Origin of the sequence: Leifsonia tongyongensis (assembly GCF_010686705.1) — a bacterium.
Taxonomy (GTDB): Bacteria; Actinomycetota; Actinomycetes; order Actinomycetales; family Microbacteriaceae; genus Diaminobutyricibacter; species Diaminobutyricibacter tongyongensis.
The window spans coordinates 1,534,844-1,558,965 of the sequence record NZ_JAAGWY010000001.1 but is presented as its reverse complement, the minus strand read 5'-3'; the positions used below and the strand labels follow the sequence as shown (position 1 = coordinate 1,558,965).

Sequence of the window (24,122 nt, the reverse complement as noted above, 5' to 3'; positions counted from 1 at the left end):
GGCCCAGCGAGACCTGGTCGGGAGCGAGGAGTACACACCATGACGCTGATGGGATTCGACACGTTCCGCGATGCCGACCGGGCAGTCGAGCAGGCGCTGGGCGCAAATCGACTCACCCGCGCCGTACCGCTCGAGGCGTATCGGCGCGGCGATCAGTACTTCGTCATCGCCGATGTGCCGGGTGCGGACCCCGCCGACGTCGACGTGAGCGTCGAGCGCAACGTGGTCACCATCACGGTGCAACGCCGGCCGACATTCAGGCCGGACGACACCGTTCTCATCGACGAGCGCCCGCGCGGCGAATTCGTGCGACAGCTCTACCTCGGCGATGGTCTCGACAACTCGAAACTCACGGCGGATTTCGGAAACGGGGTGCTCACCTTGAGCGTCCCGGTCGACGAGTCGAGTAAGCCGCGCCGGGTGGACATATCGTCCACGCCGAGGAGCAACAACGAACGAATCACGAACGACGAAACGCCATCGGGCGGACAACCCGAGGGCACGACGAAAGGGAACGTCTGATGGCCAAAGCAGTCGGCATCGACCTCGGCACCACGAACTCGGTGATCGCGGTATGGGAGGGGGGCGAGGCGAAAGTCATTCCGAATGCGGAAGGCGCTCGCACGACGCCATCCGTCGTCGCGTTCACCGACACCGGTGAGCGACTCGTCGGGCAGCTTGCTCGGCGGCAGGCGATCCTGAATCCCAAAGGCACCATTTCATCGGCCAAACGCTTCATCGGACGCAAGTTCGACGAGATCGAAGGAGAGGCAAAGGCGGTCGGATTCGACATCGCGCCCGGGCCGAACGGCGAAGCCAGGTTCACGATCCGCGGAAAGCTGTATGCGCCCGAGGAGATCAGCGCGCTCGTATTGCGCAAACTGGTCGACGACGCAGCAAAGTTCCTCGGTGAGAAGGTCACCGAGGCAGTGATCACCGTTCCCGCGTACTTCAACGACGCTCAGCGCACCGCGACGAAGGACGCCGGGCGCATCGCAGGCCTCGAAGTGCTCCGCATCATCAACGAGCCGACCGCGGCAGCCCTCGCCTACGGGCTGGACAAGAAGGAACACGAGACCGTGCTCGTCTTCGACCTCGGCGGCGGCACGTTCGACGTGAGCCTGCTGGATGTCGGGGACGGCGTCGTAGAGGTGCGCTCGACCGCGGGCGACACCCACCTCGGCGGTGACGATTTCGACCGTCGCGTCGTCGACTACCTCGCTGACGAGTTCCAGAAAGACAACGGCATCGACCTCCGCAACGACCCCCAGGCCCTCCAGCGCCTGTTCGAGGCGGCCGAGAAGGCGAAGGTCGAGCTCAGCACCGTCAGCCAGACGCAGGTGAGCCTGCCGTTCATCACGGCGGACGCCGCCGGTCCCAAGCACCTGACGACCACGCTCAAGCGCGCCACCTTCGAGAACATCACGGCCGATCTGGTCGAGCGCTGTCTCGGCCCGGTGCGCCAGGCGATGGAGGACGCCAAGGTGACCGAGAACGACATCGACGAAGTCATCCTCGTCGGCGGTTCGACAAGGATCCCGGCTGTGCAGAACCTCGTCAAGCGCCTCACGGGCGGCAAAGACCCGAACATGACGGTCAACCCGGATGAGGTGGTCGCCATCGGCGCGGCCATTCAGGCGGGCGTGCTGAAGGGCGAGGTCAGCGATGTGCTGCTGCTCGACGTGACGCCGCTCTCGCTGGGCGTCGAGACGCGCGGCGGGGTGATGACGAAGATCATCGAACGCAACACCACCATCCCGGCGCGGCGGAGCGAAGTGTTCTCCACCGCGCAGGACGACCAGGACTCCGTCGAGATCGTGGTGCTGCAGGGCGAGCGCGAACGCGCCGCCGACAACCGCGTCCTGGGTCGATTCACGCTGACCGGCATCCGCCCGGCTCCCCGGGGCGAGCCGCAGGTCGAGGTCACCTTCGACATCGACGCCAACGGCATCCTCAACGTCAACGCGCGCGACAAGGACACCGGGACCGAGCAGGGCATCACTATCAGCGGCACGACCAATCTCGACCAGGCTGAAATCGAGCGGATGGTCCAGGAAGCCGAGCAGCATCGCGCCGAAGACCAGCGCCTGCGCGAAGACATCGACGCCCGAAACGAGTTGGACGCCGCTGCATACCGGGTCGAGCGGGTCCTCACGGAGCGCGGTGGATCCGTGCCGGAGCATGAGCGCTCTCGCGCGGAGATGCTGATCACTCAGGCGAGGGAGGCCGTCGGGCGCGAGGCCCAGGCGTCCGAGGCCCGAGAGCTGACCAGCGAGCTGCAGCAAGTGGAGGCCGCCCTGTCCGTCGCCCGCCCACCCGAGGCGTCGTCATCCGAAAGCCCTGTCGACGTCGACGATTCCGACGACGTCGTCGACGCCGAGTTCGATCGAACCTGAGGGACCTCGGGACATGGAGAACCCGGATGTGCGCGACACGGGCATCGATGAGAGCCCCCCGTCGGAGGAGAGCGCCGCTCCGCCGGAGACATCATCCCCGGAACCCACTGACGACGTAGACCCTCGTCTTGCGGACATGGAGGACCGCTGGCGTCGAGCTGCTGCCGATCTGGACAACTCCCGAAAACGGGCTGCTCGCGAACTCGCGCTGGCACGGGACGCCGAGCGGGCCCGCGCCGCATCCGTGTTCCTGCCCGTCGTGGACGGACTCGACGACGCGGTCGCCTATGCCAAGACGGTGAACGAAGCTCTCGCCGAAGGCATGGGATCGATCCGCGAACAGGCCATCGCTGCCCTCGAACGCCTCGGCTACCCGCGGATCGACGAAGTGGGTGTGCCGTTCGATCCGCGCATCCACGAGGTCGTCTCGGTCGTCGAGAGTGGCGACTCGCCGCCGCGGACAGTCGTGGCAGTCGTCCGGCTGGGATTCGGGACCCCTGAGCGGTTGCTGCGGCCCGCCGGCGTCGTGGTCACCGCGGCCCAAGGGTGAAGCCATGGCCGACGACTATTACCAGCTGCTCGGTGTCTCGCGTTCGGCCGACGCCAAAGAGATCCAGCGCGCCTACCGGAAGCTGGCGCGCAAATACCACCCGGATGTGAACAAAGCGGCGGGAGCGGAAGACAAGTTCAAGCAGATCAGCGAGGCATACCACGTACTGACCGACCCGGAGTCGCGGGCCCAGTACGACCGATTCGGGCCGGAATTCCGTCATTACGCGGGCGCCGAGCGCGAGTACGCATCGCAGACCCGCGGTAGCGGCGGAGGCGGCGGAGGCGGCGGAGGCGGCGGAGGCGGCGGAGGCGGCGGAGGCCGCGCCAGAGCCCGCCCGGGCCCGTCCGGTTTCAGCTGGTCGAGCGCGCAGGGCGCAGCCGGCCCGGGTGGCGCTTCGGTCGACTGGGATGACCTCTTCGGGGACGTCTTCGGCTCGATGCGGGGAATGGACAGCGAGGCCGAACTCGAACTCACGGTCGAGGAGGCTTTCCGCGGAGGATCCCGGACGATCGTCCTCTCCGGTCCAGACGGCGCCCGTCAGACCTTCGACATCCAGATACCGCCCGGTGCTCTGGACGGGCAGCGCATTCGCGTCGCCGGTGGCGGAGGCGCAGGCAGGCAGGAGGGCGGCACCGGAGACCTCATCATCACCTTCAGAGTCCGACCAGACCGTCGCCTTCGGCTCGACGGCAAAGACATCGAGATGGACCTGCCGATCTCACCCTGGGAGGCCGCCCTCGGCGCGAGCGTCTCGACGAGCGCCCCCGGCGGACCGATCACCGTGCGGGTTCCGCCCGGCTCGTCAAGCGGCCGGCGGCTGCGCCTGAAGGGCCAAGGGATGCCGCAGCCGGGCGGACGGCCCGGGGACCTTTTCGCGAGGGTGAAGATCATGGTCCCTCCGCACCTCACGGACCGTGAACGCGAGCTCTTCGAACAGCTGAAGCGGGCATCCGCCTACAACCCGAGGACTCCATCATGAGTTCCCCACTGCTTCCCGTACGCCCGCCTCGCCTCGACCTGGAGATGGTCGCTGCCGCATCCGCCACCCATCCTGAGCTGGTGCGACGGTTCGTCGAACTCGGGCTCGTCCCTGCCACGCAGGACGCTTCTGGCCGGTTGTGGTTCACCCCGGCCGCGCCCGAACTGGTACGTCGAATCGTGCGACTGCACGCCGATCTGTCGCTCAACTATGCCGCCGTCGCTCTCGTCATCGACCTGCTCGCCCGGATCGATGTGCTCGAGAACCGACGGTGGGTCATCCACTCCGGAAAGGAGAATCAGCAATGGAGATGAACAAGCTCACCCAGAAGTCCCAGGAGGCCCTCCAGGAGGCGCAGAGCATCGCGAGCCGGAACGGGCAGACGGAGACGGAGAACGAGCACCTTCTACTCGCGCTTCTCACACAGGAGGGCGGACTTATCCCGAGACTGCTCGAAGCGGCCGGCGTCGATCTGACCGTTCTGCTCAACGAAGTGCAGCACGCGATCGAGCGCAAGCCGAGCACGACCGGCCCCGGCGCGACGCCCGGCCAGGTGTTCCTCTCGAAAACCCTGGCGGCGGCCCTCGATCGTGCCGAGCGGGAAGCGACACGACTCAAAGACTCCTACGTCTCGGTCGAGCACCTCCTGCTGGCGCTTGCCGACGACACCTCCGGCAGTGCAGCTGCGCGCCTCCTGCAGAGCAACGGCGTCAACCGGGAGACCTTCCTCAAATCGCTCACCGCCGTCCGTGGCAACCAGCACGTGAACTCCGCGACCCCCGAGCAGACCTACGAGGCCCTGGAGAAGTACGGCCGCGACCTCGTGGCCGACGCCCGCGCGGGGCGGCTCGATCCGGTCATCGGCCGCGACACGGAGATTCGTCGCGTCATACAGATCCTGTCGCGCAAGACCAAGAACAACCCAGTGCTGATCGGCGAGCCCGGTGTCGGGAAGACGGCCATCGTCGAAGGGCTCGCCCAGCGGATCGTGCGCACCGACATCCCCGAAGGGCTCCGCGACAAGACCATCTTCCAGCTCGACCTCGCCGCCCTCGTCGCAGGCGCCAAATACCGCGGAGAATTCGAGGAGCGGATGAAGGCGGTGCTGGCCGAGGTCGTCGCCGCCGAGGGGCGCATCCTCCTGTTCATCGACGAACTCCACACCCTCGTCGGCGCCGGAGCGACCGAAGGCGCGATGGATGCGGGCAACATGCTGAAGCCCATGCTGGCGCGAGGCGAACTCCACCTCATCGGAGCGACGACCCTCGACGAGTACCGCCAGCACATCGAGAAGGACGCCGCTCTCGAACGCCGCTTCCAGACCGTGATGGTGGATGAGCCCAGCGTCGAAGACGCCATCTCGATCCTCCGCGGACTGCGTGAACGCCTCGAGGTCTTCCATGGGGTGCGCATCCAGGACAACGCGCTCGTGGCCGCGGCGACCCTCTCGCACCGGTACATCACAGACCGCTTCCTGCCTGACAAGGCCATCGATCTCGTCGACGAGGCCTGCGCTCGACTGCGCACCGAGATCGACTCGATGCCGGCCGAGCTCGACGAACTCACACGGCGTGTGACCCGTCTGGAGATCGAAGAGGCCGCGCTGGAGAAGGAGAAGGACAAGCCGAGCCGGATCCGACTCGACGAATTGCGCCGCGAACTCGCCGACCTGCGAGCGGACGCCGACGCGAAACGCGCTCAGTGGGAGGCGGAGCGACAAGCGATCCGCAAGGTGCAGGAGCTGCGCGGCGAACTCGAGAAGGTTCGCCGGGAAGCCGAAGACGCCGAGCGCAGCTACGACCTCAACCGCGCCGCCGAGCTGCGCTACGGCAGACTCGCCGAACTCGAACGCCAACTCGCGGCCGAAGAGCAGCGACTTCAGTCGAAACAGGGTCAGCAGAGGCTGCTGCGTGAAGTGGTGACCGAGGAGGAGATCGCCGAGATCGTCGCGGCCTGGACGGGTATCCCTGTCGCCAGGCTCCAGGAAGGCGAACGCCAGAAGGTGCTGAAGCTCGATGAGGTTCTGCACGAACGTGTCGTGGGGCAGGAGGAGGCCGTGAGCTTGGTCACCGACGCGATCATCCGCGCCCGGTCGGGCATCCGCGACCCTCGCCGTCCGATCGGGTCCTTCATCTTCCTGGGGCCGACCGGAGTCGGCAAGACCGAGCTCGCGAAAGCTCTGGCCGGCGCCCTGTTCGACAGCGAGTCCGCGATGATCCGCCTCGACATGAGCGAGTACCAGGAGCGGCACACGGTCAGCAGGCTGGTCGGCGCCCCTCCGGGATACATCGGGTATGACGAGGGCGGCCAGCTCACCGAGGCGGTGCGGCGCCGGCCGTACAGCGTCGTGCTGTTCGATGAAATCGAGAAGGCGCATCCGGATGTCTTCAACACCCTGCTGCAGGTGCTCGACGACGGCCGCATCACCGACAGTCAGGGCCGAACGGTCGACTTCAGGAACACAATCGTCATCATGACCTCCAACATCGGCGCGGAACACCTGCTGACCGGCACCCGGGACAGCAGCGGAGGCATCTCCGAAAGCGTGCGAGACCTGGTGCTCGCCGAGTTGCGCGGCCGCTTCCGCCCGGAGTTCCTGAACCGCGTCGACGACATCATCATCTTCGCTGCGCTCGGCCTGGAGCAGATCGAGGAGATCGTGGACCTCCTGATGGGTGACCTGCGAGGTCGCCTCGCCGATCGCCAGATCACACTCGAATTGACGCCCGAGGCACGGCACCTGATCGCCGAGCGCGGCTACGATCCGCTCTACGGTGCACGACCTCTTCGCCGCTACATCTCGCACGACATCGAGACCCGCCTGGGAAGGGCGCTCCTCTCTGGGGCGGTTGCGGAGGGCTCCACAGTGCGCATCGATGTGCGTGACGGCGACCTTGTCGTCGACGTGGTGCAAGCACCGGCGGAGTCGGATGTCGAGGTCGCGGTATGACAACGGCGACGACGATCATCCGCTGTCCGAATTGCGGGCATAAGAACCGCGTTCCCGTCTCGGCGCGCGGGCGGCCACGCTGCGGGAACTGTCACAAGGCACTTCCGTGGATCGTGAACGCTCTCGACGACAGCTTCGCCGAGATCGCAGAGAACGCGGACCCGCCGGTGATCGTCGACATGTGGGCGACCTGGTGCGCCCCCTGCCGCATGGTCAGCCCAGTGCTGGAGCAACTGGCCACCGAGAGGGCGGGCGACGTGAAGCTCGTCAAAGTGGATGTCGACCGAGCGCCTCGACTGTCCTCGCGGTTCAGCGTGCAGGCCGTGCCGACGCTGATGGTCATGCACCACGGCAAGGTCATCTCGCGTCAGGCCGGCGCCGCCCCCGTCGAGGTCCTGCGCCGCTGGTTCGATGACGCGATGGCGAAGGATGCGCGAGACGAGGCGACGGCTGATTCAGGCGCAGACAAGGGACGCGGCTCCGCCTGATGAGCGCTCCCGGGAAACAGAGCCCCGCGGTTGAGACGCCCGACACGCTTGGGGCCTTCCCCCGGCTGACACCAGTGCAGTTGCAGACGCTGAGCGAAGTCGGGACGACCGCATCCGTCTCCGAAGGCCAGGTGCTCGCTCGCGCGGGCGAGCCCCTGGGGTCGTTCTTCGTCGTGGTCGAGGGCCGGGTGATGGTCCACTCCGGCGATCCCGACCTCCTCGAGAGCGATCAGGAACCCCGTCGTGACGAGCCGGGCGATGCGGCAGCGCAGATCGAGATTCACGGACCCGGTCGTTTCGTCGGCGACATCGGGTTGCTCGAAGGGCAGCCGTCATTCGCCACGATCGTCGCACTGGAGCGGGGCCGGGTGCTCGAGGTGCCGATCGACGAGCTGGAACGGATCGTGACGGGCGACCCATTGATCGGCGATCTCATCTTGCGCGCGTATCTGATCCGCCGGTCGATGGCGATCGGGTACGGCAGCGGTCTACGCGTCATCGGATCGCGCTTCTCGCCCGACACTCGCCGGCTGCTCGACTTCGCCGCCCGCAACCGGGTACCGCACAGGCTGCTCGACCTGGAACGAGACCCTGCGGCCGAAGCCATCGTGCGACGGATGGGGCTGGACGTTGCCGACGTTCCGGTCGTCATCGTCGCCGGCTCGCGCATCCTGAGGAATCCGTCCATCGTCGAGGTCTCGCAGGCGCTGGGCCTGCGGAGAATCAGGCCCCCAGCGACCAGCGATGTACTGGTCGTCGGCGCCGGGCCCGCAGGCCTCGCTACGGCGGTCTACGCTGCGTCCGATGGGCTCTCGGTCGTTCTCTCCGACGCCGTGGCCACCGGCGGCCAGGCCGCACGATCGGCTCGGATCGAGAACTACCTCGGATTTCCCTCCGGGATCTCGGGCGCAGAGCTCGCCGAGCGTGCCAACCTGCAGGTCGTGAAATTCGGCGCCACCCTCTTCGCGCCCTCGACCGCTCTGGAGTTCACCTCCGATGGGGGCGCGCTCAACGTCCGCTTCTCAGACGGAACGAGCGTTTCGCCCAAGACGGTCGTGGTCGCATCCGGAATGGAATACAACCGCCTCGCGGTCGAGAATCTCGATCGCTTCGAATACACCAGCGTCTACTACGCCGCCACGATCAACGAGGCGCGCGAGTGCGGCACCGACCCGGTCGTTGTGGTCGGCGGTGGAAACTCGGCCGGGCAGGCCGCAGTCTTCCTGGCCGGCACCGCCTCGCACGTGCACCTGATCGCGCGCGGCAGCGACCTGACGGCCAGCATGTCGCGGTATCTGATCGCTCAGGTGGAGAGCCACCCCCGCATCAGCGTGCACCGCCAAACGGTGGTGGCGCGAGCGAACGGCACGACTCGACTCGAGTCGATCATCGTCGAGCATCTGGGGTCCGGCACGCGGGAAGAAATCGCAACCGCATTCCTCTTCGTCTTCATCGGGGCGACCCCCGCGACAGGATGGCTCGGACCGGACATCGAACGCGACGAGCACGGTTACCTCATCACTGGGCCCCACGCGGAGTCCTCCAGCTCGCGCCGGCACCCGCTCGAGACCTCAGTCCCCGGTGTCTTCGCCGTCGGCGACGCCCGCAGCGGGTCGGTGAAGCGCATGTCGGCGGCGATCGGGGAAGGCGCGAGTGTGGTCAGAATGGTGCACGATCACCTCGAAACCGGTGGCAGCCGACTCTGAGCTCCGTGAGCGAGAGGACGAGAAGCATGTCCGTGCCAGCCAACCTGAACGGGGCCGAATTCGTCGGCGAGGGACGACGAGGGATCGCGGCAGGCCTCCTTGAATTGTTCGACCACATGCAGAGAGAGCAGCGACCCGTCTGGGTCTCGCTGGAGGCACCGACAGGGTGGGGAAAGACGCGAATCGCCCAGGAGTTCTACTCCGCGCTGGCGCGCACCCGTCAGACCCAGCCGGCATACTGGCCCGCGACGATCGTCTCCGAGCATGCGCAGGTCTCCGAGCGTCGCAAGATCGTGAACCCGCCGGCCTTCGTTCACGTGCCGATGAGTCGCCCCGACTACGTCTGGTGGGGCATTGCCTGTGGCGTGCAAAACGGTACCCCCACTGAGTCTCTGATCCAGGACGTGAGTGTGCTGCGCAAGCACATGGATCATCTCGAGAACGCATGGTGGTACCGGGCAGGTTTTGTAGAGAAGCTGGCCTCTCCCGCCTTCTCAGCACTCCGCGAAGAGGTACTCGAAGAAGGCAAGACCGCGATCGCCGAATTCGGATTCACGAAAGCTGCCGAGCTGGTCGGTGGCGCATTGCCCGGATTCTCCGCAATGAGTTGGCTCGTACGAAAAGGAGTTCAGCAAGGCAAGGCTGCCCATGCCCGAAGCAGGAGCCTCAAGAGCGCGGATGAGATCGTCTACCAACCCTCGGAGGTGGACGAGGTGGAATCGTTCCTCGCCAAAATCGCCCCCATGGTTCCTGCCGTTCTCTTCGTGGAGGATGTCCACGATGCCGATGACCTCCTTCTCGAACTACTCGAGCGCCTGGTTCGCCGGGACGTTCCAGTGATGATCCTCACGACCGGGTGGCCGGGATTCATCGATGCCAGCCGTGGCCTCTCCCGCGCGATGCGTATAGCCGGCGACCGGCTGATTCGAGTCGATGAACAGACGAAAACCCTGCCCTCGCCGTTTCCGCCTGACGCGACGCTCCGCGCGTTGGAGACAGACGACCTTGCTTCGATCTTGTACTCCTACCACGAGCAGGTCAGCCCGGCTACAAGGGATGCGCTGCTGACAACCTTCCGCAATCCGTTCGAACTTGAACTGGTCCTCGAGACATACGGCGATGCCGAAAGCGGCGTTCTCGACATCGACCCGGCAGACGTCGAAAAGCTTTCGGCGAAGGTGGCGGACCTCTACAAGAAGGCGTGGGAGCGGCTCGACCAGCCCGACCGGGAGCGATTGACTCTTGCAACCCTGGGCATTCCCGCCGTCATCTCCGGCGACGCAACCGACAGTCGGTCATGGGACCGGGTGATGCTGGAGACCGCACTCACGCAGCTCGCCCAGGGCGAACCAGATGGGCACGTGGGGGAAAGCGCAGTCGACCGTGCATGGGTTCGCATCATCACCGAGGTGCTCAGCCAATTCCACGACGTGGCTCAAATGAACGTCGCCGCCAGCGAATTCATCAAGGAGTCGCAACGGCTGCGTGTTCGTGACGCACTCATCGACGAAGCCAAGCGTCTCATCGCGGATGGGGACACTCCCGCGGATCGATCGGCCCAGGCGAGCCGGCTCCTGCTGGCATACGGCACTGAACTCGACGCGCACGATTTCGTCGACGCGACTCGCGCGCTCGTCGATGTTCTCGCTGATCTCACCGGGGAAACCGGGACGATCGCTCGTCTGGGTGAAGGCGCCCACTCTCGACTCGACCTGGGAAACAAGCGCGACCGCGATCTCCTGTGGTCATTCGCTCAAGCACAACTGGAGCTGCGCCACCCCGAACGGGCGATCGGGCTACTTGAAGAACTATTGAAAGTTGAACGGGAGCTCTTTGCCCCCGACGCCTCGGAGGTTGTCGGGACTCGCCGGTCGATCGCGAGCGCCTTGGCCAGCGACGGACGACCGCAGGCCGCCGTAGACCTGCTTGAAGAGGTACTGGCTGATCAACTGAGTACGCTCACCGAAACGGACGCCGAGGTGCTGGACACTCGAGCACAACTGGCCCTCGCCCTTGCAGACGCCGACCGCCCGCACGAAGCCATCCGGCTCAACGAAGACCTCCTCGTCACGCAAGCGAAAACCTTCGGTGATGACAGCTTGGAGCTCATCAACACTCGCCAACGATTGGCCACCGCCCTCACCGAGTCGGGCCGGGCTAGCGAAGCTCTGCTTGTGTGGGAACAGGTCGCAACGGAACTCTCAGCAAAGTTCGGCCCCGACAATCCCGCCACCCTCGACGCGAGATCCAGCCTGGCAGGGGCGGTCGAGGACGCCAGCGGTGCGGTCGACGCGGTCGCGCAATACAGCGCCCTGCTTGCAGACGAGCGACGCGTCCTGGGGCCCGACCATCGGAACGTCCTCATCACGCGAGAGAACCTTGCTCGATCGACAAGGGCCTCCGGCGACCATGCAGAGGCACAAGCCTTGTATTCGACGCTCATCGAGGACGAGACGCGAATCCTTGATTCGGATGACCCACTACTGCGGGCGCGCGCAAATCTGCCCTGAGGCGTGCAGGCAACGACGAGAGTGGCCGAGAGCTATGCGCTCTCTTCGTCGCTGAGTGCTTCTGCGCCCGGGTCGCGTTCGGCGATTTCGCGGCGAAGGGCCGCGTTCTCTCCCTCCAGGTCGAGCACCTTCCCGATACCGGCGAGGTTGACACCGTCGCCTTGGAGGTCGGCGACCCGGCGCATCCGCTCAATATCGTCAGCACTGTACCGACGGGTGCCACCCTCGGTCCGTGCTGGCGTCAGGAGCCCTTTGCGCTCGTACAACCGCAGCGTCGCCGGAGGCAGACCGAGAAGCTCGGCGGCGACGGCCATGCTGTAGACGGCACGGCTCGTAGGTGGTTCTTCCATCTTCAAATTCTGCTCAGACTCTTGCATCTCGTCAACGTGTTGGTGTATAAAACCTGTGTCAACTGATTCAGGTTATCTGCATCAGCGAACATGAATCGGGATCTGAGTACTCCCAGCGTTCGCGGATGAATGGAAGGCCCGGGGAGGTGATGGAACGTGACAAGCGCGGGCGCCGTCGATCGGGACGTGGACGTCTTCGCCGACATTATCTGCGCCGACCAAGAGTGGGTCGACCTCGAATTCGAGGAGATCATCGCGGGACTTCGTCCCACACCGCGCAGCGGCCTCGAACGCTCTCAACCATCCGACGGAAAAACGCCGTGCGTCGAGAGTCATTCTGGGCGGCTTGGCCCGAGGTGGATGGGCTGGAACCGTTCGCGGTCGTCGATCCGGTCACCCCCACGCGGTCCGCCGGGCGACCGGCACACCCCGCAACAGTGAAATGAGGGTGACGCGACACTCACCCACAACCGAAAGGAGAATCCCACCATGTCGATGTCATTCGATCCTTTCAGCCAACTGGACAGGATCGCGCAGAGCGTCTTCGACACCAGCAGGCAACCGCGAATCATGCCCGTCGACCTGTTCCGAGAAGGCGATCAATACGTGCTGAACGCGGACCTTCCGGGCGTCGACCCCGGATCGGTCGACGTCGACGTCGACGGACACCTGCTCACCATCCGAGCCATCCGCTCCGCCGCGAACCAGGAGAATGTCCGCTGGCTCGCGCAGGAGCGCCCGTTCGGCGCGTACCTGCGCCAGTTCTCGATCGGCGACGACGTGAACGCACAAGGCATCAGCGCCAGCTACGACAACGGTGTGCTCAGCGTGGTCATCCCGATCGCTGAGCGTGCGAAGCCGCGGAAGATCGCCGTCGAATCCGCTTCCGAAAACCGGCGTAGATCCGTATCGGCCTGATCGAGCGCGGGCAGTTCCCGGACGTGCATGTCGGACCGTATGGGGCGGACGATACGAAATGCTTTCCCGGGGACTCGCACGGGTGGGCGCGGCACGGCCAGCTCGCGCCCACCCGTTCCCGGGAGCACCACAACCAGAAAACGACTGTTCACGTTCGTTGACTCGATGGCCGATAACACGATTCAGCGGATGCGCTGCCGTGAGGAGAACGTCTCGGCCACCCAGTCGGCGATGATCCCGGCGACGTAGGGCATGTTGTCGATGGAGATGTGCTCGGTGCCGCCTTCCGGGTCGTCGAAGATCCGCAGCTCACGGTTCGGGCTGTTGACGGCCTGCTCGTACGTCTCGTGGGCGTACTTCACCGGAATCTGCCTGTCGCCGGCGCCGTGCGTGATCAGCAGGGGAACAGTGATCTTGTCGGCGATGCCGTTGAGATGCATCCGGCTGGTCTTCTCGATGAACTCGGTCATGTTGTCGACGCCCCAGACCCAGAACACGTGATCCCAGTAGTGCGGCACCGGGTTCTCGCCCTCGCGGTTGCGGCGAGCCTCCTGCACTGCGGCCCAGTCGTGGTTGGCACCCCACGCGACAGCGAGCTTGAGACGTTTCTCGAAGGCCGCCGCACGCGGCGCGTAGTAGCCGCCGAGCGACCAGCCGACGATTCCGACCTGGTCCGGGTCGGCGTCGAGTTCGGACGCGTTCTGCTCGATCCAGTCGACGATGGCGGATGCCCACACTTCGGTGTCGTAGCGCGCGGTCAGCCCCCGGAGGCGGAGGGCTTCGCCCGAGCCGGGGGTGTCCACCATCAGCGTGGAGATCCCGCGCTCGGCCAGCATCGCCGGGAAGCCGGAGTAGTACATCATCTCCTTGGTCGAGTCGAGACCGTTCCACTGGATGATCACCGGATGCGGCCCGTCGCCGGGCGCACGGTAGAAGTAGCCGGGCAGCGAGGCTCCCTCGTAAGGGATCTCCACACGGGTGAGCGGGATGCGGCTCAGCTCCACATGCTTGAGGAGCAGGTCGATCGACTTCTGGTAGGCCGCGTTTCGTCCCTCCCACTTCGGGGACTGCAGCCGCTCCGACTGCGAGGTGTAGAGGGATGCGCGGTAATAGGTCTCGCCCGAGCCGACCCGCCGGCCGTGCGCTTCGTCGTCCTGAGCCTTGGCGACGAGCCGGTCGGCCACCGCCGCCCACGCCGCGTACAGCTCGGCCGTTCCGGCGTCGTCGCCGTTCTGCGAGGCGAGCAGCACGGGCTTGCACGCTCGGTCGACCTCGTCGATGTAGCCGCCGTTGTTGAGCGTCGCGACGACCGCGAGGCTCCACACGTAGTTGGTCGGGAAGTACATGAACATCGGCTATTCCTTCTTTCCGGCGATGCGATCCGCCATGTGTTTGGCGCCGGCCGACGATGCGAATCCTCCGTCGACGGGGATGTCCGCGCCGGAGATGTACGCGGCCGCGTCGGAGAGCAGGAACACGGCCAGGCCGGCGACGTCCGCCGGCTGACCGAATCGCTCCAGCGGTGTGAGTTCGAGCTGGGCCGCCCGCATCGCGGTCGGCGCGTTGGCCGTCATGTCGGTCTCGATGAACCCCGGATGGATCGTGTTCACGCGGATGCCACGCGGTCCGTATTCGGTCGCGGCGACCCGGGACAGCCCACGCAGGCCCCATTTGGATGCGGTGTATGCAGCTGTGTAATGCCCGGTCAGCCCGGCGACGGAACCGATGTTGACGATCGACGAACCCTTGCCCATGAGTGGCGCGAGTGCGCGCATCCCGAGCATCGGCCCTGTCAGGTTGACGGCGATCACGCGGTCCCAGTCGGCCCGCTCGGTCTGGGCGATGCCGGCCCGGTGGGTGATTCCGGCGTTGTTGATCAGTCCGCGCAGCAGGGCTCCGGCGAGCGCCGACTCCAGGTCGGCGGCGAGCGCCGCCCATTCCGACTCGTCGGTGATGTCGAGGTGCCGGAACTCGATGCCGGGAGCGTCGAGGGCTCCGGATGCGGGCTGTCGCGCATCCGTTGCGATCACGCGGGCGCCGTGTTCCGCAAGCAGCAGCGCTTCCGCGGCCCCCTGGCCGCCCGCGGCGCCGGTCACGACGACCGTCGCCCCCTCGAGTCCTGTGGCGCGGGTCATGACGGAACCCGCTCCTCCCGGCTGCGCGCGCGGGTGCGCACCCTCGCCGACGGCAGGTCGGGAGCGGGAACGGAGGCGCCGACCGTGCCGATGAGCTCGCCGATGCCTTCGACGACCATCCGCACCACGTCGCCTTCGACGAGCGGCGCAGGAGTCAGCTCACCGCGGCGCCCCCACAACTCGGCGAGGCATCCGCCGTTGCCGGTCGTACCGGAGCCGAGCACATCGCCGGGCACGACCCGCGAATTGCGAGACGCGTAGGCGACGAGCTCCGGGAACGGCCAGCCCATGTTCGACACGAGGTCATGCCCCACGAGTTCGTCGTTGACGAAGACTTCGGCGCGGATGGCCAGGAAGCCGTCATCGTCGAGATACGGCGCCAGGTCATCGGCGGTGACGATCCACGGCCCGAAGCTCGTGGCGAAATCCTTGCCCTTGGCCGGGCCCAGCCGCACCTTCATCTCGCGTGACTGCAGGTCGCGGGCCGACCAGTCATTCATGACCGTGTAGCCGAAGATCATGGATGCCGCCTCGGCGGTCGTCAGGTTCGACTCGCCGACTCCGGATGCGCGCCCGAGAATCGCCGCGACCTCCAGTTCGAAGTCGAGTCGCTGCGTGACCGGCGGCCGCACGGTGTCCTGCGTCGCCAGCACGGTGTGCGGGTTCGTGAAGTAGAAGGTGGGCGACTGGTACCACTCGGGCACGACCTCGCTCTTGCCGTCGACGGAGGCGCTGACACCTTCCACGTGCTCCTCGAAAGCGACGAAGTCACGGATGGCTGCGGGCACGAGCGGAGCCTTCAGGCGCACCTCGCTCAGCGCGATGCCGTCGACGTCCTTCACCTCGGCGAAGAGCTCGTGGGTCTGGGCCAGCCCACGGGCCAGCACGTCCGCCACGGTCAAGCCGTCGGGGAAGGGCACGACCCGATCGTCGATGACGAATCCTTCTGAGACGTCGCCGCCGGCCGTCCAGCGCGCAATCTTCATGCGGGCTCCGCCATCCGGTGTGCGATCCCGAAGATGAGACCCGGGGCGTCGGCCTCCTGGTCGTGGTCTATCTGCCACTGGCCGAGCTGCACGGATGCGTCCACCACCGCTTTCGCACGCGCCACCCGGCGGGCGTGGAATTCGTCCCACACCGCGGCGTCGAGGGTATCGGCGGCGATCAGCAGCTCGGTGAGCACGATGGCGTCTTCAAGGGCCTGAGCCGCACCCTGCGCGATGGTCGGAGGGCAACTGTGGGCCGCATCCCCGATCACGACGGAGCGGCCGCGGTTCCAGTGCGCAGGAACCAGGTGCTGCGTGAACCAGGTGTAGTTGACGTGGGCGCCCGCTTCGAGGTCGTTGCGGATCGAGTTCCACGGGCCGCCGTATGCCGACGACTCACCGAGCATGATCTCGACGGCCTGCGCATCCGTCACCCCAGAGCGATCCTGCGCCGGCTCGACGAGGTAGGCGTACATGGTGTCCTCGCCGGTCGGGGTGTACCCGGCGATGTATACGGGGCCGCCGTAATACAGTTCGCTGCGCTCGACCTCCGCGGGTCGTGAGACGAACGCCCGCCAGATGCCCATGCCCGTCGGCTGCGGCTTCGTCTCGATGCCGATGAGCTCACGAACCCGCGAGTTGAGGCCGTCAGCGCCCACGAGCAGGTCGAACGTGCCGGCGGATTCGGCGTCGACCTCCACGCTGACGCCGTCGTCGATCTCGGCGACCGCCGTGACGGTCGAGCCGAAGTGCACGGTCGCGCCCGCCGCCTGTGCGTGCTCGAGCAGGATGCGCGCGAGGTCGGGCCGGTACATGCCTCCCGCCGCCGGGAAATCGGGGCCGCCGGATTTCACCTCGGGGAGCTCGGCGATCAGGGGGGCATCCGGTCCGGGCGCACGGAGGGTCAGCCCCTCGAAGAAGTAGCCCTGGGCCCGCACGTCGTCCCAGACGCCGAGCGCACCGAAAGCGCGCAGCGCGTTGCCCTGCAGCGTGATCCCCGAGCCGAGCGCGCTCAGTTCCGGCTTCGATTCGAACACGTCGACTTCGACGCCGGCCTTGGCGAGCTCGATGGCGGTGGCCAAGCCTGCGACACCGCTCCCGGCGATTGCGACCTTCTTGACGGCGGTCATGTCAGAACCTCTCTGTTCTCAGGTGTTTCGTTCGAGCTGTACTACAGAAGTGCGATGGGGTTCACCGGCGAGCCCACGGCGTAGGTGATCGGCAGCGGGGGCGCCGAGAGCAGGAACTCGTAGCGGCCGAACTGCTCGCACGTGGTCGCCAGCTCTTCGAGGTCCCACATCTCGCCGATCGTGAGGCCGATGTTCGGAATGACCACCTGGTGCAGCGGCTGGAAAGCGGGAACGTCGAACTCGTTCGGACGCACCTCGAAGCCCCACGTGTCGGTTGCGATGGCCGCGATCTCGGTGTCGTGCAGCCAGCCCGCGGTCGTCAGGGACAACCCGGGTGCTGCGCCGCCCGCGTAGTCGCCCCAGCCATCGCGGCGGGCGCGGGCGTAGTGGCCCGTGCGCACCAGCACGATGTCGCCGGTGCCGACCGCGCTGGTCGCGCCCTGCGCATCGATGCAGGAGCGAAGATCGGCTGCCGTGATCGCGTATCCGTCAGGAAGCTCGCCGGTTTCGGGCTGTAGGTAGCGCCCGAGGTCCAGCAGCACTCCGCGGGAGACGATGGCTGACGCCGCCTGCTCGATGCCGGTGACCAAGTCGCCGTCACTCGTGACGACGTCGCCGGCGCGACGCCCGTTCCAGGCGTAGCCGTGGTCGAAGATGTGGCCGAGGCCGTCCCATTGCGTCGAGCACTGCAGGGGCATCGCGATGACGTCGTCCGCTCCGCCCAGCCCGTGAGGGAAGCCCTGGTTTCCCCGCTCCGCGTCGGTTCCGGTGTCCAGCATCGTGTGCACCGGGTTGGTGCGGCGACGCCATCCCTTCTGCGGGCCGTTCATGTCGAACGGCTGCGACAGGGACACGCTCGTGCCCCCGCGGACCAGCCCGGCTGCCTCCGCACGCTTCGCATCATCGATGAAGTTCAGGGTACCCAGTGCGTCGTCAGCGCCCCAGCGTCCCCAGTTGCGGTACGCCTCGGCGCGTGCACCGATCTCCGCCTCGGGATCCTGCCGGTTCAGGTCGGCAGGATCCTCGCTCGGCAGGGCCATGTCAGCCGCGACCCTGCACGGCGTACGGGTTCAGCAACGCTTCCTTTATCTCATCCGGAACGCCCTCTTCGGTCGCACTCGGACCGTCGGCCGGCGGGAACGACTCCGTCATCGACATCGGCATCGCGCCGTTGCGGTAGAAGTTGCTCGATCCGAGTGATGGCTTCCACGTGTTGGGCTGCCAGTCGGGCACGTAGTTGCGGTAGCCGCCGGTGTTGAGCTCGATGCGCAGGTTCGACGGCTCGCGGTAGTAGAGGAAGGTCTGTTCGCCGATTCCGTGGATCGAGGGCCCGTATTCGATCGGGACACCGTTCTCCATGAGGGTGTCCGCCGCGATGAGGAGCTCTTCGTAGGTGTCGACCCAGAACGCGTAGTGGTTGACGCGGCCGGCCCTCGTCGAGCCGTCGAGGACCACACCGAGGTCGTGCGACTTCTCGTTGGTGGTCAGCACCGAGAAGATCGAGATCGGTGCCTCGTCGAGGACCGTGCGGGCCATGATGCGGAACCCGAGAACGTCGTTGTACCAGGCCGCGAACGCGTCGACGTCGCTCGCCGCGATCGTCACGTGGTCGAGCTGGCGTGGAGCGCCGGCGACTTTGCTGCGCTTCTCCGGGCGATCGGGATAGATCGACGCGACGTGCCCGGGAGCCTGGTGGCGTGTGACGTCCCAGTGCAGGGTCATCGAGTGGCCCTGTGGGCCGGTGAAGCGGTAGGCGCGGCCGATCTTGGGAACATCGTCGAGCCATTCGCCGGCGATTCCGGCGGCCTCGACGCGCTTGGCGGCCTCATCCAGCGCCTCGGCGCTCGAGGTGCGCCAGGCCATGGTCACCAGAGCCGGCTCGTCGCCGGGAGTCACCACGACCGAGTACGCGTAATAGTCGCCCCAGCAGCGCAGATACACCGATCCATCGATGCGGTCGACCACCGTGAGCCCTACCTGTTCTTCGTAGAACTTCACAGACGCCTCGACGTCTGGTGATGTGATCTCCACATAAGACAGGTGGGAGAGAAGCTTGATCATCCTCGATCCTTTCGCGATGGGCAGAACGCGGCCCGGTTTCCACTATCGAGTGGGCGCTCGGATCAGGGAAGCCGGTATTCCCTATGCAGAGGATCAATGAGAGTGATTCCCTTGGTCGAGATTACGTGTTCTTTGGTTGTTGTGCCGCGCAAGTTGTGCGCGCCAGCCCCTAAGTCAGCCCGTGATCGGCCTCTCCCGGTCCTAGTTATGTCAGAATCAAGCATGGCCAGAGACTCGGCGCTCCGCTTCGGCGCGCAGACGGATGAAGTGATGAGCCTGTTGCGCGTCGTCAATCTCGTGCGCACAGGCGAGGCCGAGACCCGGCCCGAGATCGGCCGGCTGACCGGGCTCGGCCGCGGCGTCGTCACACAACGCGTGGAAGCCGCGATCGAGATGGGCTTCCTCGAGGACGGCGAGTTCGGTCCGTCCTCGGGCGGCCGCGCACCGCGCACCCTCCGATTCCGATCGGAACAGGGGACGATCGTGATCTGCGCGCTCGGCGCGCTCCACATCCGCGTCGGCCTCGCCACGCTCGACGGCGAGGTGTATGCCGAAGCCCACCGCGAATGGGACATCGGTCGTGGTCCGGCGGAGACGATCGACATGTCGCTCGGCATGATCGACGAGCTGCTCGGCGAGCACGACCACCGGCCCGTCTGGGCGGTGGCGGTCGGCATCCCGGGTCCCGTGGACTTCGAGACCGGCTCCCCCGTCGCTCCCCCGATCATGCCGGGGTGGAACGGCTTCGACGTGCGGCGGCGGTTCGAACAACGATTCGATGCGCCGGTCTGGGTCGACAACGACGTCAACCTCCTGGCGCTCGTCGAGCGCAGTCATCGACGCGACGACAACATCGACCTGATCTACTGCAAGGTCGGAAGCGGGATCGGGGCGGGCCTCGTCTCGCACGGCCGCATCCACCGCGGCGCCAACGGCGCAGCCGGCGACATCGGTCACGTCCGGGTGCGCGACTCCGAGACACCCTGCCGCTGCGGCAAAGTGGGATGCCTCGAGGCCGAAGCTTCCGGCTGGGCGATCGTGAGGGATGCGAACCGTGCGCTCAACGAAGGAGCCGGCGGAATCCTCGCGGCCCTCGTCGCGCGCGGCGAGCAGATCACTCCGGAGGCGGTGTCGATCGCGGCCACCGACGGCGACGCGCTGGCGATCGGACTTGTTCAGCGTTCGGCTCGGCTGATCGGCGAATCGATTGCCGGCCTCGTCAACATGTTCAACCCGGCGGTCATCGTGATCGGCGGTGCCGTCTCCGCGGCCGGTGAGATCTTCCTCGCCGAGGTGCGACAGCGCGTGTACGAACTCTCCCTGCCGCTTGCCACCCGCGACCTCGCGATCGTGCGATCGGTCGGAGACGAACGGGAGCCCCTGCGCGGCGGGGCTGAGCTCGCCATCGAGGAACTCTTCGAGGTGACCTTCCCGCGGTGGTTCGCGTTGGCCCGCCCGACGATCGACGGGGTCAAGGCGCCCGCCTGATCAGGCGGAATATGGCGCGACCCGACCGCACAAGCCATCGATGAGGTCCTGCCGGTCAAGCTGCAATGGTCTAAACGCTTTCCAGAGTTGCGCGCTCGATTAAGACGTTTCGACGTAGGAACTCTGAAGGAACTTCAGCCAAGTCGGGCTCGAGGTCATATGGGCCAAGCTGCGGCGATTCGGGCGCCTGGAGCGTTCGGCGTGGAGCAGTTATCCACGCCGGTTGGGGAAGCTTCGACTTCGATAGCCAGTAGTCGGCCAGCGCGGCGAGAGCGGCATCCCACGCGCTTGAACCTGTGGGATGGGGTTCGCTGACGGTGAGGACAACGCGGTCGACGCCTTGGGCGCGGCGAAGGCTGTCCGAGTAATCGAGAAACCCACGAAGCGCCGAGTCGCGGGAATTTGCCTTGAGCGCGGCCGAGATTCGCTCCGCTGTTTCTGTGGCATCCGGCCCGACGCCAGGCACAGCGATGATCCGATGTCCGGTCTGCCGAAGGAGCCGTTCGAGAGTGTCGACGGTGGGCGTGCGTTTGCCGGCCTCGATCGTGGAGATGTCCGGCTGGCTTGTTTGTGTCCGCGCAGCGAGGTCGCTCTGACTGATTCCGCTTGTCAGACGCGCTGATCGAAGCAATGTCGATGCGTTCACCGTGCCCCCAAAGAATATATCTAACTAGATATAGCTATTCTAACCCCTTGAGAGGGATTCATGGCTTCGACTGACCACTTCTTCCGGCTTCGTGCATAAGCGTGTAGTTTACGTTCCTAAGCCGCCCCGAAGGAGTGTCATGCTCGAACGCGTCCGACCCCACTCAGATACAGCGCCGTGACTCTGCCGATCCTGCGCGATGACGCTTTGGTCTCGACCGGCGATGGTTTCGCAGTTTGCGTGTGCCTGCCGTGGATCCGTTCTATGCCGCTATGGAGCGTGACGGAGGTCCGCCTCCTCATCGACGGGCACTCGTGCGCTCCGTTGGAAGTCGACGTCGACGGCCGATCGGTCGCGGTCGACGCGCTGGCTCGCGAGGACGGCTGGTGGTTCCTCCAGGACCGTCTTGTCCTCCGCGGCGAAGCGGAGCTCGCCCCCGGCGCTCACGATCTATCACTGTCGTTCGCGCTCGTCGTCCCATACCTCCAGGGCGGACCCGACGGCCCCCTCACGCTTCCCTTCTCGATCGAACGATCGCTCCAGGTTCACCGGGAGACCCCGTGGACGCTCTCGGCGAGCGCCTTCAACTGGACACCAGACGTCATCCGCGCCGAGCATCCGGCCACCGACATCGCTGCCGGCATCGTCAGTTCCGGGGTCGCATCAGTCATCGAACTCGAGCTCGGCCAGCTGTGGCGATCGTTCCCCGATCCGTCGAAGGCCGAGGCCGTCGCACTGCGGGAGCGGCTCACCGACGTAGGCGGCCGGGTCAGCATCGTCGGCGTGAGCATCGACGACTGGCTCTCGCCGACGCGCCGCCGGGACGAGGAACAGCGGTTCGCTTTCCTCCGCCCTCAGCTCGAGGCCGCGCGCGAACTGGGAGCGGAGGGCATCCGCCTGCCGATCGGCCAGGCCGGGCCGATGCTGCTGCGCCGCATCCAGCCACTCCTACACGAGCTGCGCCTCACCCTCTACGAGGAGCTCCAGGGGCAGCAGGCACCGGATGCGCCCCAGGTCCCCCGCGCGATCGAGGACATCGCGGCACTCGACGATCCGAGCATCCGGCTGCTGGTCGACACCAGCATGCTCATGCCGGCCCTGCCGCCGTCGTATCTCGAGCAGCTGGCCGCGGGCGGGCTGCCCCCCGACCTTCTCGCACGCCTCACGAACGACTGGCTGGAACCCGCGACGCTGGATGCGGTCGTCGCACTCCTGCGCGCCGGTGGCGTACCACCCCAGGCCCACACGCTCTACATGAACCTGCTGGTGCGGTTCGGTCGCTCGTCAGTGGATGTGCTGCGCGACATCCTGCCGCTGATCGGCGCGTTTCACCTCAAGTTCTGGGACCTCGACGACACGGACGACCGCGTCTCGCAGCCGCTCCGCGACGTCGGCTCGCTGCTGCGCGGGTCGGAGTTCACCGGCACGCTGTGCAGCGAATGGGGCGGACACGAGTGGCTCGACGACGATGCCGCCGGAATGACCCGGCGGCACCTTGCGCTCGCCCGCGCGTCGTTGGCGTCTGGGTTCAACCCCAGTCGGCATCCATCTGCTCAAGCACCTGCTTGACCGTCATCTGCCCGGTCAGGATGCCCTGCACGCCGTTGCCCAGGTCGTTGTAGACCTTCGCCTTGGTCCAGTCTGTCGACGGAAAGCCACGTACAGTGCCCGAGGAGATGAGGTCCTTCACGGTATCGAACTGCGGAAGGAGCGTCGTCGACGCGGTCGCCGTCACCGGGATCGTCCCGACCGCCTTCGCGTACGTCTCCTGGCCGTCCTTCGACAGGACGTACTTCAGGAAGTCCTGCGTGAGCTTCGGGCTCTTGGTCTTGGCACTAGCCGAGACGCTCTGGTCGGCGCTGACCGAAAGGTAGGTCTTCGTCCCGTCCGGAGCGGCGATCGGCAGGATGACCAGCTTCACGTGTCCGCCGGCCGCATCCATGATCTCCTTGGCCGCATTGCTGGGCGCGAAGAAGCCGAGGATCTTGCCCTGCGAGGCGCCGTTCGTCAGTGCGTCGAAGCCCGCGCCCGCCGCGCCGTCCTGGAAGCACCCCGCTGCATTCAGCTTCTTGATCTCGGTGAGCGCGTCGACCCAGCCCTGCGTTCCGGCGAAGGTGGTCTTGCCCGCATTGCGCTTCTCGTTCCAGTTCTTGTCGTGTCCGTAGACCGTCGAAGTCGCCAGCCCGAGGGCGAGGAACGCGTTGTTGGCAGCGGTGGCTCCGGCGAGCCCGTAGACGGTCTTGCCCTTGGCGCGCGCTGCGGCGCATTGAGCAATGATTCCGTCCAGGCTCGTGGATGCGTCGATGTTCACGCCGATCGACTTGGCCAGTTCGTCGCTGTAGATCACGCCGTTGGCGTTGGTGCCGAGCGGAACGCCGTAGGTCTTGCCGTTATAGGTCCACAGCTCCTTCTGCGATGGCGGAAGGGCCGCGCTGATCGCGGGATCGGTCAGCTGCAGCAGGAGTCCCGCCTTGGCGAACGGGATGATCGAGTACGACTGGCCCGTCCCGCCTTCGGACTGGAACGTGTCAGGAGCATTGCCGCCCTGCACACGGGTCGCGATGGCGGTCGGGTAGCTCTGCGCCGGGAGGTTCTGCGGAGTGACCGTCACACCCTTGTGCGCCTTCTCGTACGCTGTCGCCAGCGACGAATAGGCCACCTTGTCCTGATCGTTCGTCGCACCGAAGGCGAAGCTGATGGTCTGCGGTTCGGGGCCGGTCGCCGTGGCGCTCCCCGAGCATCCGGCCAGTACAAGTGCTCCCGCTGCGACGGTCGCCGCCAATGGGACGACCCTGGTCCATGTCCTGCGTTGCTGTGTCATCATCG

21 protein-coding genes are annotated in these 24,122 nt (G+C 66.3%); 12 read left to right on the top strand and 9 right to left on the bottom strand.

Translation table 11 applies throughout. From position 1 onward, the window contains the following. Window positions 1–39: 39 nt before the first annotated feature. The 9 genes from G3T36_RS07455 to G3T36_RS07415 are packed head-to-tail and all read left to right on the top strand — an operon-like array spanning window position 40 to window position 11,582. Window positions 40–522 (top strand): Hsp20/alpha crystallin family protein, encoded by a 483-nt coding sequence (locus G3T36_RS07455; RefSeq protein ID WP_163288884.1) that lies wholly within the window; start codon window positions 40–42, stop codon window positions 520–522. After that, window positions 522–2,396, top strand: coding sequence for a molecular chaperone DnaK (gene dnaK, locus G3T36_RS07450; protein ID WP_163288883.1), 1,875 nt, complete (start codon window positions 522–524; stop codon window positions 2,394–2,396). Before G3T36_RS07455 ends, dnaK begins: the two co-directional genes overlap by 1 nt. A gap of 13 nt (window positions 2,397–2,409) precedes the next feature. Then, a complete protein-coding gene (locus G3T36_RS07445; protein WP_163288882.1) occupies window positions 2,410–2,946 on the top strand; it encodes a nucleotide exchange factor GrpE in 537 nt (178 codons plus the stop codon). Window positions 2,947–2,950: 4 nt separating this feature from the next. Beyond that, window positions 2,951–3,928, top strand: a complete 978-nt coding sequence (locus G3T36_RS07440) for a DnaJ C-terminal domain-containing protein (protein WP_163288881.1) — start codon at window positions 2,951–2,953, stop codon at window positions 3,926–3,928. Further along, window positions 3,925–4,242, top strand: coding sequence for a chaperone modulator CbpM (locus tag G3T36_RS07435; RefSeq protein ID WP_163288880.1), 318 nt, complete (start codon window positions 3,925–3,927; stop codon window positions 4,240–4,242). Before G3T36_RS07440 ends, G3T36_RS07435 begins: the two co-directional genes overlap by 4 nt. Further along, window positions 4,233–6,878: an ATP-dependent chaperone ClpB gene (gene clpB, locus G3T36_RS07430; RefSeq protein ID WP_163288879.1), complete on the top strand. Its 2,646-nt coding sequence runs from the start codon at window positions 4,233–4,235 to the stop codon at window positions 6,876–6,878. The genes G3T36_RS07435 and clpB overlap by 10 nt, the downstream gene beginning before the upstream one ends. Further along, the gene (trxA, locus tag G3T36_RS07425) at window positions 6,875–7,366 is read left to right on the top strand and encodes a thioredoxin (RefSeq protein WP_163288878.1); all 492 of its coding nucleotides are present in this window, start codon (window positions 6,875–6,877) and stop codon (window positions 7,364–7,366) included. The genes clpB and trxA overlap by 4 nt, the downstream gene beginning before the upstream one ends. Beyond that, a complete protein-coding gene (locus tag G3T36_RS07420) occupies window positions 7,366–9,072 on the top strand; it encodes an FAD-dependent oxidoreductase (RefSeq protein ID WP_163288877.1) in 1,707 nt (568 codons plus the stop codon). The genes trxA and G3T36_RS07420 overlap by 1 nt, the downstream gene beginning before the upstream one ends. A gap of 32 nt (window positions 9,073–9,104) precedes the next feature. After that, a complete protein-coding gene (locus G3T36_RS07415) occupies window positions 9,105–11,582 on the top strand; it encodes a tetratricopeptide repeat protein (RefSeq protein WP_163288876.1) in 2,478 nt (825 codons plus the stop codon). Between the two features lie 32 nt (window positions 11,583–11,614). On the opposite strand, the gene G3T36_RS07410 is transcribed toward G3T36_RS07415, so the two are convergent. Continuing rightward, a complete protein-coding gene (locus tag G3T36_RS07410) occupies window positions 11,615–11,932 on the bottom strand; it encodes a MerR family transcriptional regulator (RefSeq protein WP_205245022.1) in 318 nt (105 codons plus the stop codon). A 489-nt stretch (window positions 11,933–12,421) separates the two neighbouring features. Between G3T36_RS07410 and G3T36_RS07405 the strand changes: the two genes are divergently transcribed. After that, window positions 12,422–12,850 carry an Hsp20/alpha crystallin family protein gene (locus tag G3T36_RS07405; protein ID WP_163288874.1) on the top strand — a complete coding sequence of 143 codons (429 nt, stop codon included), beginning with the start codon at window positions 12,422–12,424 and terminating at the stop codon, window positions 12,848–12,850. Window positions 12,851–13,032: 182 nt separating this feature from the next. Here the strand turns inward: G3T36_RS07405 and G3T36_RS07400 are convergent, their stop codons facing one another. The 6 genes from G3T36_RS07400 to G3T36_RS07375 are packed head-to-tail and all read right to left on the bottom strand — an operon-like array spanning window position 13,033 to window position 19,162. Continuing rightward, on the bottom strand, window positions 13,033–14,202 hold the full coding sequence (locus G3T36_RS07400) for an alpha/beta hydrolase family protein (protein ID WP_163288873.1): 1,170 nt from the start codon (window positions 14,200–14,202) through the stop codon (window positions 13,033–13,035). A gap of 3 nt (window positions 14,203–14,205) precedes the next feature. Beyond that, window positions 14,206–14,985: an SDR family NAD(P)-dependent oxidoreductase gene (locus G3T36_RS07395; protein WP_163288872.1), complete on the bottom strand. Its 780-nt coding sequence runs from the start codon at window positions 14,983–14,985 to the stop codon at window positions 14,206–14,208. Beyond that, window positions 14,982–15,971 carry a fumarylacetoacetate hydrolase family protein gene (locus G3T36_RS07390; RefSeq protein ID WP_163288871.1) on the bottom strand — a complete coding sequence of 330 codons (990 nt, stop codon included), beginning with the start codon at window positions 15,969–15,971 and terminating at the stop codon, window positions 14,982–14,984. The genes G3T36_RS07395 and G3T36_RS07390 overlap by 4 nt, the downstream gene beginning before the upstream one ends. After that, on the bottom strand, window positions 15,968–17,101 hold the full coding sequence (locus G3T36_RS07385) for an FAD-dependent monooxygenase (RefSeq protein ID WP_163288870.1): 1,134 nt from the start codon (window positions 17,099–17,101) through the stop codon (window positions 15,968–15,970). The genes G3T36_RS07390 and G3T36_RS07385 overlap by 4 nt, the downstream gene beginning before the upstream one ends. Window positions 17,102–17,142: 41 nt before the next feature. Continuing rightward, on the bottom strand, window positions 17,143–18,141 hold the full coding sequence (locus G3T36_RS07380) for a cyclase family protein (RefSeq protein WP_193570880.1): 999 nt from the start codon (window positions 18,139–18,141) through the stop codon (window positions 17,143–17,145). Between the two features lies 1 nt (window position 18,142). After that, the gene (locus tag G3T36_RS07375) at window positions 18,143–19,162 is read right to left on the bottom strand and encodes a VOC family protein (RefSeq protein ID WP_163288869.1); all 1,020 of its coding nucleotides are present in this window, start codon (window positions 19,160–19,162) and stop codon (window positions 18,143–18,145) included. 222 nt (window positions 19,163–19,384) lie between these two features. On the opposite strand from G3T36_RS07375, the gene G3T36_RS07370 reads away from it, so the two are divergent. Further along, window positions 19,385–20,650 carry an ROK family protein gene (locus G3T36_RS07370; protein ID WP_163288868.1) on the top strand — a complete coding sequence of 422 codons (1,266 nt, stop codon included), beginning with the start codon at window positions 19,385–19,387 and terminating at the stop codon, window positions 20,648–20,650. A 70-nt stretch (window positions 20,651–20,720) separates the two neighbouring features. Here the strand turns inward: G3T36_RS07370 and G3T36_RS07365 are convergent, their stop codons facing one another. Beyond that, window positions 20,721–21,296, bottom strand: coding sequence for a helix-turn-helix domain-containing protein (locus G3T36_RS07365; protein WP_163288867.1), 576 nt, complete (start codon window positions 21,294–21,296; stop codon window positions 20,721–20,723). 264 nt (window positions 21,297–21,560) lie between these two features. Here G3T36_RS07365 and G3T36_RS07360 point away from each other — a divergent pair, with 264 nt between their 5' ends. Then, window positions 21,561–22,865 (top strand): sugar phosphate isomerase/epimerase, encoded by a 1,305-nt coding sequence (locus G3T36_RS07360; protein ID WP_240148265.1) that lies wholly within the window; start codon window positions 21,561–21,563, stop codon window positions 22,863–22,865. Here the strand turns inward: G3T36_RS07360 and G3T36_RS07355 are convergent. Next, a complete protein-coding gene (locus G3T36_RS07355) occupies window positions 22,825–24,117 on the bottom strand; it encodes an ABC transporter substrate-binding protein (RefSeq protein WP_163288866.1) in 1,293 nt (430 codons plus the stop codon). The genes G3T36_RS07360 and G3T36_RS07355 overlap by 41 nt on opposite strands. Window positions 24,118–24,122 lie beyond the last annotated feature (5 nt).